This is a genomic window from Mesorhizobium sp. B2-1-3 (assembly GCF_006442495.1).
Lineage (GTDB): Bacteria > Pseudomonadota > Alphaproteobacteria > Rhizobiales > Rhizobiaceae > Mesorhizobium.
This window is the reverse complement of sequence record NZ_VFWL01000004.1, coordinates 200878-213990: the sequence shown is the minus strand read 5'-3', so window position 1 is coordinate 213990 and position 13113 is coordinate 200878. Positions and strand designations below refer to the sequence as shown.

The following is a 13113-nucleotide window of genomic DNA, read 5'->3' as shown; positions in this document are numbered from 1 at the left end:
GACATGAGCGTTGTGAATACAGTCTCCGCGAAAGCCCGGCCGTCCATGCTGGCGCGGCTCTTTGCCCGGCAGGAATTGGCGCTGCTGGTCTGCCTCGTGCTGGTGCTGGCTTTCTTCTCCGTTACCGTCGAGAATTTCTTCTCCGTGCGCAACATGACCAATGTGCTCGGCCAGGCCTCGCTCGCGCTCACCGCCGGCATTGGCTGCGCCATCGTCTTCATTTCCGGCGAGGTCGATATTTCGATCGGATCGCTGCTGGCGACCATTGCACTGCCGCTGATCATCATCATGAACGACACCAATTCGCTGCTGCTCGGCGTCGGCGGCGCGCTGTTGTTCGGGCTGATCATCGGTGTCGTCAACGGCTATCTCACCGCCTATGCCGGCATCAACTCGCTGATCGTGACGCTGGGCACGATGTTCATCATGCGCGGCGGCGTCTATCTCTACACTGGTCAGCGGGCGATCCCTGACGATGCCAGCCTCGACAGCTTCATCGCGCTGTCGGATGGCCGCCTGTTCAACGTCATCCCCTATTCGGCCGTCATCGCCATCGTCCTGCTCGCCGCCTTCGCCTACATGATGCAGCACCGGCCGTTCGGACGGCAAATCTATGCCGTCGGCGGCAATCAGGAAGTGGCCCGTCTTGCAGGCTACGACGTGCGGCGGGTCAAGTTCATCTGCTTCATCATCAGCGCGCTGCTGGCGACGGTCGCCGGCATCATCCTGGCCGCGCGGGTCGGCTCGGCACAGCATACGGCGGGGCTCAATTTCGAATTCCAGGTGGTTGCCGCCACCGTGCTCGGCGGGGTCAGCCTTGCGGGGGGCATCGGCAGCCTGACCGGCATGGCGCTGGGCGTGCTGATCCTGCAATTCCTGTCCAACGGCCTGCGCGGGCTTGGCCTGCCGACCGAGTGGCAGCTGGTCATCACCGGCATGATCATCATTGCCGCGGTCGCCCTTGATGAAGCGAAACGCCGGCGTGCGAATGGAGGCTGAAGATGGCTCGTCTTGAAGCAAAAATCGCCGTCATCACTGGTGCGGCCGACGGGATCGGCCACGCGATCACGCAAGCGATGGCGCGCGAAGGGGCGCATGTCTTCCTGGGCGACATCGCCGACAGCGCTGGTGAGGATTTCGCGGCCGCACTTCGCGCCGCCGGCCACCGCGCCGACTATCTGCATTGCGACGTTTCGCAGGAGGCCGACATTTCAGGCCTCATCGACAGTGCCGTCAAAAAGACGGGACGCCTCGACATCCTCGTCAACAACGCGGCCATTGCCATTGGCGGCATGCCGGTGCACGAGATGACCGACGAGCAGTGGCACCGGCTGATAGCAGTCAACCTGACCAGCGTGTTTCGCGCCTGTAAATACGCGCTGCCGCACATGATCGCGCAGAAATCGGGCTCGATCATCAACATGGCCTCCGCGCAAGGCCACATCGGGCTTGATGGCTGGACCGCCTATGCCGGTGCCAAGGGCGCGGTCATGGCGATGACACGCCAGATGGCGGTTGAATTCGGGCCGCTGAACATCCGCGTCAATTCGATCTCGCCGGGCACCATCAACACGCCGATGAACGACAAACTCATCAAGGAGATCGGCGGCAATCTTGCCAAGGCCTGGGTCAAGATGCATCCGCTCGGCCGTATCGGCGAGCCTTCGGAAGTGGCCGAGGCCGCCGTCTATCTTGCCTCCGATGCCGCCGGCTTCACCACCGGCACCGACCTGCGCGTCGATGGCGGGCTGACGGCGGCGCCGCGCTACGTTCCCGAACTGCTTTGAAAATTTTGAAACGAGACATGACATGAACAAGGCCCTCGAAGGCGTCCGCATCCTCGATTTCAGCCATCTGCTGCAGGGGCCGTTCGCTACCCAGCTGCTCGGCGACATGGGCGCCGATGTCATCAAGATCGAGCGCGCCGGCGCCGGCGACATGTTCCGTGGCATGACCTTTTTCGCCAAGTGGGTCGGCGGTTCGGAGAGCCCGAACTTCCTCGCCTGGAACCGCAACAAGCGTTCGATCGCGCTCAACCTGAAGAGCCGCAAGGTGCATGCCATCATCATGGAGATGGCGAAAAGCGCCGACGTGGTGGTGCAGAACTTCCGCCCAGGCGTGCTGGCCAAGCTCGGCTATGGTTATGAGGATTTCAAGACCGTCAATCCGCGCATCATCTATTGCTCGGGCTCGGGCTATGGCGAGGAAGGGCCTTATGTCGAGCGCCCCGGCCAGGACATGCTGATCCAGGGGCTCGCAGGGCTGATCGCCAACACCGGCCGCGGCGATCAAGCCCCGGTTCCCGCCGGCGCCGGCCTCGCCGACCAGATCGGCGCCATGAACATGGTCTACGGCATCCTGTCGGCGCTCTATTATCGCGAGAAGACCGGCAAGGGTCAGAAGATCGAGGTCAACCTGCTGGCCGGCCTCTTGGCGCACCTCAACCAGGAATATGTCGCGGTGCTCAACCTTGGTGAGGACTTCGTGCGGCCGAATTCCGGGATCGGCCATCCCGGCATGCAGGCGCCGTTTGGCATCTACGAGACCAGCGACGGCGGCTACGTGTCGATCGCCATGAGCCCGTTCAAGACGCTCTACGAGGTGCTGGAGGCGCCGCAGCTTGCCGTCTACGACGATCTCAAGACTTTGTTCGACAAGCGCGATGAAGTCTTCGAGAAGGTGAATGCCGAGACCAGGAAATTCGCCACGCAGGATTTGTTGGCGCGGCTGCTGGCAGCCGATATCTGGTGCGCCGAGGTGAAGGATATCCGCCGCGCCGCTGAGGACCCGCAGGTCAAGCACATGGGCATGATCACCAGCTACGACCATCCGCGCGGCGGCAAGGTGCAGGTGGTCGCCCCGGCGGTCAAGATGAGCGAGACGCCCGCGACCATAGAACGGCCGGCGCCGCTGGTCGGCCAGCACGGCCGCGAGATCCTGGCCGAGTTCGGCCTCTCCAAGGACGAGATCGCCGCATTGGAGGCGTCCGGTGACATGACCGTGGACGCCGCCTGACGATGCGCGCCTACCAGACACTCACGGTCGAAACCGCGGGCCGGGTCGCGATCGTCACCTTCCGCCGCGCCGATCAGCTCAACGCCATGAACCGGCTGATGCAAGGCGAGATCACTGAAAGCTTCGAGTCGCTATCCGGCGATGCAAGCATCGGGGCGATCGTGGTGACAGGGGAAGGGCGCGGCTTCATGGCCGGCGCCGACATCAAGGAATACGCCGCCCAGACCGGACCGGAATTCGACATTTTCCAGGCTGCCGGCATGCGCATGTACGCGGCCATCGAGAACAACCGCAAACCGGTGATCGCGGCGGTCAACGGCTTCGCGCTGGGCGGCGGCATGGAGCTGGTGCTGTGCTGCGACCTCGTCATCGCCAACCAATTCGCCAAGCTCGGCCTGCCGGAAATCAAGCTCGGGCTGATCCCCGGCGGCGGCGGCACGCAACGCAGCGTGGCCAAGCTCGGCCGCAACCGCGCCAATTTCCTGCTGATGACCGGCGCCATCGTCCCGGCCTCGGAATTCGTCGCTGCCGGTCTGGTCAACGAGATCGTCGAGGTCGACCGGCTGATGCCGCGCGCGCTGGAACTGGCCGAAATGATCGCCGCCGAGCCTGCTGCCGCAATCGAGGGACTGAAGGCGCTGACGGCGCATGCCGTGTCCGGCGATCTGGACGATGGGCTCACCATGGAGCGCGACATATTGGGTGAGCTCTATCGCAGCGAGATCGGCCAGCAGCGCGTCAAGGAGTTCGCCGAGCGGAGCACGACAAAGGCAAAGAAGGGCGGGCCGTGAACGCGGGCGACGATTATCGCGGATTGGGCTGGGCGCATGGCGCGCTGACTGTCCAGCGGCTTGGCGCGATGCTGGCGCCGGTTACGTTCATTCTGGAGGACGGTCGGCAGGTTTCGCCGATGCACATTGCGCCGTGGTCGAACGAGCCGCAGGCGCAAGCGCTGCCAGGCATCCTGCGCAAGTTGCGCGGCGAATGGCCCTGCGTGCCCTTCGGCTATTCGGTGCCGGCCGATGGATGGCCCGAGGACTGGGCTCGGGTGATGGGCTCGCCGGAGGAGGGCGAGGAAGCCCATGGCCATAGCTCCAACCATGACTGGCAATGGCGCGAGAGCGCCAAAGGATCGTTGTCACTGACACTCGCCTATCCAGCCGGAAGCCCGGTCGGGCGTGTCGAGCGGACGGTGACGCCCGATCCGTCGATGCCAGCCGTCGACGTTGAATTCAAGATCGTCGTTCGCCATGCCTGCCGATTGCCGATCGGCTTGCATCCGGTGTTCCGGCTGCCAGCGGAGATCGGCGCCGCCGCGCTGGAACTTGGTTCCTTCGATCACGGTCGCACCTATCCACACGATGTCGAAACTAGCGCTGAACTGTTCGCCCGGAACGCGTCCTTCACTGACTTGTCGAGCGTACCGGCCCGCGCGGGCGGCATGGCTGATGCTTCGCGACCGCCGCTGGTGGCCGACACGGAGGAATTGTTGCAGATCGAGGGCCTGGATGGCACGGTGGCGCTCGCCAATCATGCGGACGGGTACCGCGTGAAACTTTCCTGGCAGAAGGAGCATTTCCCGAGCCTTTTGCTCTGGTACTCCAATCGTGGCCGCAAAGCAGCACCCTGGAACGGGCGCCATGTCGCCATCGGCATCGAGCCGATCTGCTCGCCCTTCGGGCTCGGCCCGGCGACAGCGTTGGCCGACAATCCGATCGCGCAATCCGGCATTGCGACGGCGCAGGAATTCTCGCCTGAAAAACAGTTCGTGACCCGCTATCGCATCGAGGCATCCGCGCTGTGACGAACCGTGCCGCAATGTCCCTGGTCAAGCCGAACCGGCCGCGCTTCACGGATGTCGAAGGACTGGCCGCGATGGTCGGCCATGGCGAATCGTTTGGTGTCGGCGGCCACCATTTCGCCCGGCTGCCGATCGCATTGCTGCGTGCGATAGCCCGGTCGGGCGTCAAGGATCTGCATTACATCTGCTGGGCCGGCGGCTTGCCCCTCGAACTGCTGCTCGAAGCGCATGCCGTGGCTGAGATCGACCTCTGTTTCTCCAGCCTCGACATTTTCGGCTTGCCGCCAAAATTCCGCGCAGCCGCCGAAAGCGGCGCGATACCGGTTCGCGATTGGACGGCGCTGGCCATGATCCAGGCGCTGCGGGCGGCGCAGCAGAACCTGCCCTCGATGCCGTTCCAGCTTCCGCTGGGATCGGGCATGCTGGCGCGCGTGCCGGGTGCGAGCGCCAGACCTGATCCGATTGCCGGTACCGAAAACGGATTCGTCCCGCCGCTGCGGCTCGACACATTCGTCGTCCATGCCCAGCGCGCCGATGAAAGCGGCAATGTGCAGATCATCGGGCCCCGCGCGCTGGACTTCGCCATGGCGGGTGCGGCGCGCAAGGTGCTGGTCACGGTCGAGGAAATCGTGCCGGGCGGGACGCTGCGCCAGGACGGCCGCCAGAGCGTGCTGACCCGCAACCAGGTTTCGGCGATTGCGCTGGCGCCGGCCGGCGCCTATCCGGCCTCGTGCCTGCCGTTTTACGTCACGGATTATCAGCGATTGTCGGAGGCGTTCGCCGACCGGCAAACGCCTTTGGCGGACAATCTGCGCCCGCCTTCCGAGGGCGTGCCGAAGCCGTTGCAAAGAGCTGCGAAGGTTCGAGCTGACACAGCGCTTGCCATGCCGGCGCTTGCGCGCGCCGAAGAGAAAGCATCCGTCGACGAGATCATCGCCGCTCGCATCGCCGCCGAACTCACCAATGAGAGCTTCGCCAGCGCGGGTGCGGTCTCGCCGCTGGCCAACGTCGCCTACCGGCTGGCCAAGGCCACGCACGCGCCGGACATGATCATCGCGACGATGAGCTGCGGCCATCTCGACATCGCGCCGAGCCCGATGATCCTCTCGCTGATCGAAAGCTTCGATTGCGAAACGGCTGTCGCGCATGCCGGCGGCGACGACACCTACTCGACCTATTACCAGGCCGGCGCGGTGACGCACGAGATCGTCGGCGCGGCACAGGTCGACCGGCGCGGCCGCGTCAACACGATCGCACTGCGCAAACCAAGCGGCGGCCTCATCCGGTTGCCGGGGCAAGGCGGCATGGCCGATGTCGCCAACATGCACCGCGATTACCTGCTCTACATCCCCCGCCACTCGATCCAGTCGCTGGTGGACGAGGTCGAGATCGTCAGTTCCGCCCGGGGGTTGCTGACGGCGGCCGAACGCGAGCCGATGGGCTATCGCACCGGCAGGGCGCTGGTCTTCACCGATCTCTGCGTCTTCCGGCTCGACGAGACTTCGAGGGAATTGATCGTCGTCGAAACCATGCCGGACGTCACGCAGCAGCAGATCCGTGACGCCACCGGATTTGCGGTGTCGTTCGACGCCTGTTGCCGCAAGGTCTCGCTGCCTTCCGACAACACGCTCGCCATCTTGCGAAACCGCATCGACCCGCTCGGTCTGCGCCGTCTGGAATTCGTCAGCGCCAAGGAGCGCGGCGCGCTGATCGCCGAGATTCTTGAAGCCGACCGCGCGATGGTCGGACGCTGCATCACCGCGCAGACGGCGCTTGTCGAAAGCTGAGACCCCATGGCCAAGCCGTTGCTCGACATGTCAGCCGCGCGCGTTTTCTTCGACGGCATCTTCACCAGCCCGCGCGTCGCGCATCCGGAGGGCGTGGCCGTTCACCGCGATGGCTCGATCTGGTGTGGCACCGAAACCGGCGACCTGCTGCGGCTGGCCGCCGATGGCGGCTCGGTCGAGCGCATGGGCGGCACCGACGGTTTTCTGCTCGGCATCGCTTTCGACAGCGCGGGAAACTGCTTTGCCTGCGACCTCAGGCATGCCGCGATTTTCCGCTGGGATGCCGCGACAGCGCGCATGGAGCGCTTCGCGTCGGCCGGCATTCGCGTGCCGAACTACCCCATCGTCGACGAGGCGAGGGGTTGGCTCTTCGTTTCGGACAGCGTTGGCCAGGACAATCGCTCGGGCATCTTCCGCTACGATCTCAAGACGGGCGAGGGCGGCCTGTGGTGCCGGGAGGCGATGTCGTTCGCCAACGGCATGGCGATGGCGCCGGACGGCAACGGCCTCTATGTCGTGGAAAGCGACGCACCCTGCATCAGCTATGTGCCGATCCTTGCTGACGGATCGGCGGGGGCTCGTGAGATCGTCGTCGAAGGCGTGCACAATGTTCCGGACGGAGTGGCCTTTGCGCCTGACGGCTCATTGTTCATCTCATGTTATGAGCCCAGCCGTATTTATCGCTGGCAAAAGGACAAAGGTCTCGAAGTGCTGATCGAGGATCCCGCCGCAACCACGCTGGCGCACCCCACCAACATCGCCTTCAAGGGCGACAAGCTCTATACCGCCAATCTGGGTCGCTGGCATATTACCGAGATCGACTTGAGCCTTCTCCAGCAAGGGAAGTAGCATTTCGCAGAAGGTCAACTCGTCGGGCGAAAGGGTTTTGCCAGCGAGGCCGGGAAGTGCAGGGCCAGCATCTGGCGGTTTCGTGAGATCAGCACCAGAACGATGATGGTGGCGAGATACGGCAGGGCCGAGAGCAGTTCGGATGGCACGTCCAGCCCCAGCGCCTGACCTTGCAACTGAAGGATCGTCATCCCGCCGAACAGCCACGCGCCAAGCAGGATGCGCAGCGGCCGCCAGGTGGCGAAGACCACCAGCGCAAGCGCGATCCAACCCTTGCCGGCAGTCATGTTCTCGACCCAGAGCGGCGTGTAGGCGACCGACAAATAGGCGCCTGCCAGGCCTGCCATCAGCCCGCCGAACAGCACGGCCATGTAGCGGATCCTGATCACGGGGTAGCCGATCGCATGCGACGTCTGCGGCGACTCGCCGATCGTGCGCAACACCAGGCCAGCCTTGGTCCGATAGAGAAACCAACTGATGGCGACGAACATCAGCAGGGCCAGATAGACCATCGGATCGAAGCGGAACAGTAGCGGACCGATCAGTGGCAGATCGGACAGAACGGGGATGTCGAGGCGGCGCAGTGCCTCGATCGGCTCGCTGCCGAAGCCGCGCCCGAGGAAGGCGGAGACGCCCGAACCGAAGATCGCCAGCGCCAGGCCGGCTGCATATTGATTGGTCAGGAACGTCAGCGCCAGAACGCCGAACAGCAGCGAGGCGGCCGCACCCGCCAACGCGCCGGCCAGGATCGCCACAGGCATCGGATAGCCCGCGGTGACGGCCCAGAATGCCAATGCGGCGCCCATCAGCATCATGCCTTCGATGCCGAGATTGAGGACACCCGACTTCTCCACCACGAGCTCGCCGAGCGCGGCGAATATCAGCGGTGTGGCGGCAATGACGGTGCCGGTGAAGATGGCGATGAACAGATCCATCAGGCTGTCTCCCGCACGACCCGAAACCCGCTCATCGTGCCGTCTCCGGCGCATGCGTGTCCCGGACGGGTCGCACCAGTCGAACGCGATAGAAGATGAAGAAGTCGGCGGCGAGCAGGAAGAACAGCAGGATGCCCTGGAAGATCCGCGTCAGGGCCGAAGGCAGTCCGAGCGTCATCTGCACACCTTCGCCGCCGAGGAAAAGCAGCGACATCAACAGCCCGCCAAGCACGATGCCGAACGCGTTCAGCCGTCCGACGAAGGCAACGATGATGGCCGCGAAGCCGTAGCCTGGCGAAATCTGAGGCGAGAGCTGCCCGAGCGGCCCGGCGGCTTCCGCCATGCCGGCAATGCCGGCCGCGGCACCTCCCGCCAGCAGTCCGATCCAGACCGCAGCCGATTCGCGAAAGCCGGCATAGCGGGCGGCAAGCGGTGCAGCCCCGCTCACCGACATCTTGTAGCCGAGAAAGCTGCGGTCGGTGAACAGCCACATCAGGAGCACGGCGACGACTGTGATGAAGATCGACGGGTTGAGCCGATAGGCGGGGTCAAAGGATTCGAACAGGGCCGCCGTCGGCAGAAGTGCCGTCTGCGGATAGTTGAAGCCGGCCGGATCGCGCCACGGTCCGTGCACGAGATAGGACAGGAACAGCGTCGCGATATAGGTCATCATCAGCGTGACCAGGATCTCGTTGGTGTTCATGCGGGCGCGCAGAAAGGCGGGGATTGCCGCCCAGGCCATGCCGGCGCCCATGCCGGCGATGAACATCAGCGGCAACAGCAGCACGCTTTCGGGGTTCGGCCAGAAAAGCCCCACGCCGCTGGCCGCGATTGCCCCCATGGTGAACTGGCCCTCGGCGCCGATATTCCAGACATTGGCGCGGAAGCCGACCGCCAGCCCGCAAGCGATGAGGATCAGCGGCGAGGCCTTGAGCAGCCATTCGGACAGGCCGTTCATGGAAGAGAGCGGCTCGATGAAGAAGGCATGGAGGGTCGCCAGCGGATCATGTCCGAGGGAGGCGAAGAAAATCGATCCGACGACGACGGTCAACAGGGTCGCCAGTGCCGGCGCGGCGACGCGCATCAGCGAGGAGGGCTCCGGCCTTTGTTCAATCCTGAAGCGCATTGTTGCCACCCCCATTTGCCAATGCGCCGTCGCTCATGCCGCGGCCCGTCATCAGAAGTCCGATCTCCTCGCGATCGGTCGTCTTGCGCGCCAGCGGTGGGGAAACCTTCCCTTGGCAAATGACCAGCAGCCGGTCGCAGATCTCGAACAACTCGTCGAGTTCCTCGGAGACGACGAGCACCGCCGCGCCGGCGCGGCTGAGATCGACGATGGTCTGCCGGATGAAGGCGCTCGCGCCGACGTCAACCCCCCAGGTCGGCTGAGACACCAGGAGGAGCTTCGGCTGGAGCGCGATCTCACGCCCGACGATGAATTTCTGCAGATTGCCGCCGGACAGGCTTTGCGCGGTCGCCTGCGGCCCGTTGGCCTTGACCTTGAACCTATCGATTATGCCGGCGGCGAACGCCTTGGCCCGGCGCCGGTCGACCAGCCCGTTGCGCACCGTGCCGAAGCGGTGCGCGGTCAGCACCGCATTCTCCCACAGCGTGTGCGAGGGCACGGCGCCGCGCCCGAGCCGCTCTTCGGGAACGAAGGCGACGCCGAGCTTGCGGCGCTGGTGCGGGCGAAGGCGGGCTGCGCCGGTTCCGCAAATCCGGATGGCGTCGCTGCGCTCATGCGTGCGCTCGCCGCTGAGCAAGGCGATCAGCTCGGCCTGGCCATTGCCGGAAACCCCGGCCAGGCCGACAATCTCGCCGCCATGCACCTTGAAAGAAATGTCCTTCAGGTCGACGCCGAAATGATCCCGGGACTTCACCGTAAGTCTGTTGACCTCGAGCACCGGTCTGTCGCTTGGCGTCGGCGGGCCGACATGCATTTCAGGCAGCTTCGAACCCACCATCATGCGGGCAAGCTCCAGCGACGTCGTCTCCTTCGGACGCGCGGTACCGGTGACCTTGCCGTTGCGCAGCACGGTGGCGGTGTCGCAGAGCTCCTGGACCTCGTCGAGCTTGTGGCTGATATAGACGATGCTGCAGCCCTCGGCGGCAAGTTGGCGGAGCGTCTCGAACAGCTTCACCACCGCCTGCGGCGTCAGTACCGAGGTCGGCTCGTCGAGGATCAGCAGTTTCGGCCCCTGCAGCAGGCAGCGCACGATCTCGACGCGCTGGCGCTCGCCGACCGACAGGTCGTGCACCTGGCGATGCGGGTCGATGGGCATGCCGTAGCGGCGCGACAGATCGCGGATCTTGTCGGCGAGCGAAGGCAGGTCGTATGCGCTGCTTGCCGAGAGCGCTATGTTCTCGACCACCGAAACGGATTCGAACAGCGCGAAATGCTGATAGACCATTTCGATGCCGAGTGCGCGCGACATCGCCGGGGTGTGCGTGGCGATCGGATTGCCGTCGCAAAAGATCTCGCCGGAATCGGCTTGCGTCGCCCCATAGATGATTTTCATCAGGGTGGATTTGCCGGCGCCGTTTTCGCCCAGCACGGCATGGATCTCGCCGGGTTGAATCGACAGCGACACATCGTCATTGGCGACGACGCCGGGATAGCGCTTGCAGATGTTGCGCAGTTCTAGTCGCGGATGCATGGCGGGTCCTGCCGTGGCGTGAAGCGAGGTTGGACGGGAACCAGGCAAGGAGACGCCGAAGGTATGGACTTGGGCGTCTCCCGGCACTTTTACGGTGATCAGCTCAGCCTGCCGATCATCCCCTTCACAAACCAGTTCATGCCGCGAATGTCGTCATCGGCCAGAACCGAACCGGCGGCAACCTTGACGTTGCCGTCCTGATCCTTCAGCTCCCCGGCGTACGGATGAAGCTTGCCGCTGCCGATGTCGGCCTCGAGCTGCTTGAGCTTGGCGCGCGCATCGGCGGGGATACCCTCATTGTAGGGGGCCATTTTCACCACCCCGGCCGCCAATCCGTCCCAGCGGACTTCCGGCTTCCAGGTACCGGCGGCCACGGCCTTGGCTGCGCCGACATAGTCGCTGGTCCAATCGAGAACGAAAGAGGTCAGCTGCTTGCCCGAGGCGAATTTCGACATGTCGCTGGCATAGCCGATCGACCAGGCGCCACCTTCGCCGGCGACCTGTACGCCGGTCGCGGTGTCCGTCATCGAGCAGACCACGTCGCAGCCTTGAGAGATCAGCGTCTTGGCCGCCTCCTTCTCCTTGCCCGGGTCGAACCAGGAATTCAGGAAGATGGTGTTGCAGGTCGCGTTTGGATTGACGCTCTGCGCGCCAAGCAGCAGCGCATTTGCCGGACCGACGATGTCGGGGATCGGAAAGCCGCCGATGAAACCGATCTTGCCCGATTTGGACATGTAGCCGCCCGCCGCGCCGGCGACGAAGGTGCCTTCGTAATATTTCGCTTCGAAGGTTCCCAGATTGGCTAGGTGGACGATGCCTGAGCAGTGTTCGAACGCCACCTTGGGAAAGCGCGGCGCCACCTTCTGCATCGGCGTTCCATGCGAAAAGCTTGTGCCGAAGATCAGCCTGTTGCCGGCGCTGGCCAGTTCGCGGAAGACACGCTCGGCGTCCTGCGGCATGAAGATGTTGTCGATGACGGTGAGCTCGACCTTGTCGCCGAATTCGGCCTTGATGGCCTCGACGCCGAGGCTGTGCTGCTTGGTCCAGCCGATCTCGGCGACCGGCGAGACGTAGACGGCACCGATCTTCAGCACCTCCTGCGCCTGTGCGATGGTGCTCAGCGCTCCCGCGCCAAGAGCCGCGCCGGCCGCGCCGCTGTGTTTCAGGAATTCACGTCTCGTCAGTTTCTTCATGATGGTAGCCCTCTGTTGGTCTTTTTTGTTGATGCCCGGCTTGTCGGTGCCCGGTCTGTTCTGGGGATATGGAGGTGGAGATGCGTTGCCGCGTCGCCGCCGCCGGATGCATTCGACAATCTTCGCAGCGGCACAGTCGCGCCGTCGGCCTTGCCGTCGAGATAGGGCGCTAGCGCTTCGGCAGGCGTCATCTCTGGAAACACTGCGCGATCCATGATGTAGCCGCGCACCACCGCGCGGTGGTGGGTGTCGATCAGGTCCATGGCCGGTTTCAGCCGGCCCTTCTCCAGCAGGTCGACGACCCGCGAGTGGTCGTCCAGCAGATTGCAATAGTCGAAATCGGCTGAAATGAGGGAGCGCAGCAGCGTCGTGCGGCGCACCAGCTGCGCGTGGATTTCCTGCATGACCTTGTTGCGGCTGAGGCGTACGAACACGGTATGGAACTCTTGGCCCAGCACGTCGGCCAGCGCATCGTTGCCGGCGGCAACAGCTTGGCGCTGGCGCTCGACATGCTGGCGCAGTTCGGCCCAGCCGGCCGGCCCAAGGCGATCGCTGAGCTGTGCTGCGACGCCCTGTTCGACGAGCGTCAACGCGTCGTAGATCTCCATCGCCTCCTGCATGCTCGGCTTGGCGACGAAGGCACCGCGGTTGCGTTCGATCTGGGCCAGCCCGTCATCGGCGAGCCGGATCAGGGCCTGGCGCACCACGATGCGGCTCACGTTGAATATTTCGGAGAGTTCGCGTTCGCCGAGCTTGCAGCCGGGCACGAGGCGATGGTCGATGATGGCGCGGGTCAGCGTATCCGCGATGGTCTGGGAACGGCTGCTCAAGGCATGGTTCTCCGCCATTTCGACGACATGATCAGCGGGCTTTCGT

Annotated in this window: 12 protein-coding genes; 7 read left to right on the top strand and 5 right to left on the bottom strand. The window is 64.4% G+C overall.

Annotated features, from left to right (window positions below):
* Positions 1–3 precede the first annotated feature (3 nt).
* From FJ973_RS10205 to FJ973_RS10175, 7 genes are read left to right on the top strand one after another with little or no spacing between them, the layout of a single operon-like run.
* Positions 4–999, top strand: coding sequence for an ABC transporter permease (locus tag FJ973_RS10205; RefSeq protein ID WP_140515236.1), 996 nt, complete (start codon positions 4–6; stop codon positions 997–999).
* A 2-nt stretch (positions 1000–1001) separates the two neighbouring features.
* Complete coding sequence (locus FJ973_RS10200; protein ID WP_140515237.1) at positions 1002–1787, top strand: SDR family oxidoreductase; 786 nt, start codon at positions 1002–1004, stop codon at positions 1785–1787.
* A 22-nt stretch (positions 1788–1809) separates the two neighbouring features.
* A complete protein-coding gene (locus FJ973_RS10195; RefSeq protein ID WP_140515238.1) occupies positions 1810–3015 on the top strand; it encodes a CaiB/BaiF CoA-transferase family protein in 1206 nt (401 codons plus the stop codon).
* Between the two features lie 2 nt (positions 3016–3017).
* Positions 3018–3806 (top strand): enoyl-CoA hydratase/isomerase family protein, encoded by a 789-nt coding sequence (locus FJ973_RS10190; protein WP_140555653.1) that lies wholly within the window; start codon positions 3018–3020, stop codon positions 3804–3806.
* Complete coding sequence (locus FJ973_RS10185; protein WP_140555651.1) at positions 3803–4819, top strand: hypothetical protein; 1017 nt, start codon at positions 3803–3805, stop codon at positions 4817–4819. The genes FJ973_RS10190 and FJ973_RS10185 overlap by 4 nt, the downstream gene beginning before the upstream one ends.
* A gap of 14 nt (positions 4820–4833) precedes the next feature.
* On the top strand, positions 4834–6603 hold the full coding sequence (locus tag FJ973_RS10180; RefSeq protein ID WP_140555650.1) for a CoA-transferase: 1770 nt from the start codon (positions 4834–4836) through the stop codon (positions 6601–6603).
* A 6-nt stretch (positions 6604–6609) separates the two neighbouring features.
* Positions 6610–7452 (top strand): SMP-30/gluconolactonase/LRE family protein, encoded by an 843-nt coding sequence (locus tag FJ973_RS10175; protein WP_140555648.1) that lies wholly within the window; start codon positions 6610–6612, stop codon positions 7450–7452.
* Between the two features lie 14 nt (positions 7453–7466).
* On the opposite strand, the gene FJ973_RS10170 is transcribed toward FJ973_RS10175, so the two are convergent.
* From FJ973_RS10170 to FJ973_RS10150, 5 genes are all read right to left on the bottom strand, one after another.
* Positions 7467–8387, bottom strand: a complete 921-nt coding sequence (locus FJ973_RS10170) for an ABC transporter permease (protein WP_140515241.1) — start codon at positions 8385–8387, stop codon at positions 7467–7469.
* Between the two features lie 31 nt (positions 8388–8418).
* Positions 8419–9513 carry an ABC transporter permease gene (locus FJ973_RS10165; RefSeq protein ID WP_140555647.1) on the bottom strand — a complete coding sequence of 365 codons (1095 nt, stop codon included), beginning with the start codon at positions 9511–9513 and terminating at the stop codon, positions 8419–8421.
* Entirely contained in the window at positions 9497–11044 is a 1548-nt protein-coding gene (locus FJ973_RS10160) for an ABC transporter ATP-binding protein (RefSeq protein ID WP_140555645.1), read from the bottom strand. Before FJ973_RS10160 ends, FJ973_RS10165 begins: the two co-directional genes overlap by 17 nt.
* A gap of 98 nt (positions 11045–11142) precedes the next feature.
* A complete protein-coding gene (locus FJ973_RS10155; RefSeq protein WP_140555643.1) occupies positions 11143–12237 on the bottom strand; it encodes a BMP family ABC transporter substrate-binding protein in 1095 nt (364 codons plus the stop codon).
* Positions 12234–13067 carry a GntR family transcriptional regulator gene (locus FJ973_RS10150; RefSeq protein WP_140497518.1) on the bottom strand — a complete coding sequence of 278 codons (834 nt, stop codon included), beginning with the start codon at positions 13065–13067 and terminating at the stop codon, positions 12234–12236. Before FJ973_RS10150 ends, FJ973_RS10155 begins: the two co-directional genes overlap by 4 nt.
* Between the last annotated feature and the right edge of the window lie 46 nt (positions 13068–13113).

What these genes read in the sequence shown, in the direction of transcription:
- FJ973_RS10205 (WP_140515236.1), top strand. Translation starts at nt 4, where the DNA reads ATGAGCGTTGTGAATACAGTCTCCGCGAAAGCCCGGCCGTCCATGCTG.
- FJ973_RS10200 (WP_140515237.1), top strand. Translation starts at nt 1,002, where the DNA reads ATGGCTCGTCTTGAAGCAAAAATCGCCGTCATCACTGGTGCGGCCGAC.
- FJ973_RS10195 (WP_140515238.1), top strand. Translation starts at nt 1,810, where the DNA reads ATGAACAAGGCCCTCGAAGGCGTCCGCATCCTCGATTTCAGCCATCTG.
- FJ973_RS10190 (WP_140555653.1), top strand. Translation starts at nt 3,018, where the DNA reads ATGCGCGCCTACCAGACACTCACGGTCGAAACCGCGGGCCGGGTCGCG.
- FJ973_RS10180 (WP_140555650.1), top strand. Translation starts at nt 4,834, where the DNA reads ATGTCCCTGGTCAAGCCGAACCGGCCGCGCTTCACGGATGTCGAAGGA.
- FJ973_RS10175 (WP_140555648.1), top strand. Translation starts at nt 6,610, where the DNA reads ATGGCCAAGCCGTTGCTCGACATGTCAGCCGCGCGCGTTTTCTTCGAC.
- FJ973_RS10170 (WP_140515241.1), bottom strand. Translation starts at nt 8,387, where the DNA reads ATGGATCTGTTCATCGCCATCTTCACCGGCACCGTCATTGCCGCCACA.
- FJ973_RS10165 (WP_140555647.1), bottom strand. Translation starts at nt 9,513, where the DNA reads ATGCGCTTCAGGATTGAACAAAGGCCGGAGCCCTCCTCGCTGATGCGC.
- FJ973_RS10160 (WP_140555645.1), bottom strand. Translation starts at nt 11,044, where the DNA reads ATGCATCCGCGACTAGAACTGCGCAACATCTGCAAGCGCTATCCCGGC.
- FJ973_RS10155 (WP_140555643.1), bottom strand. Translation starts at nt 12,237, where the DNA reads ATGAAGAAACTGACGAGACGTGAATTCCTGAAACACAGCGGCGCGGCC.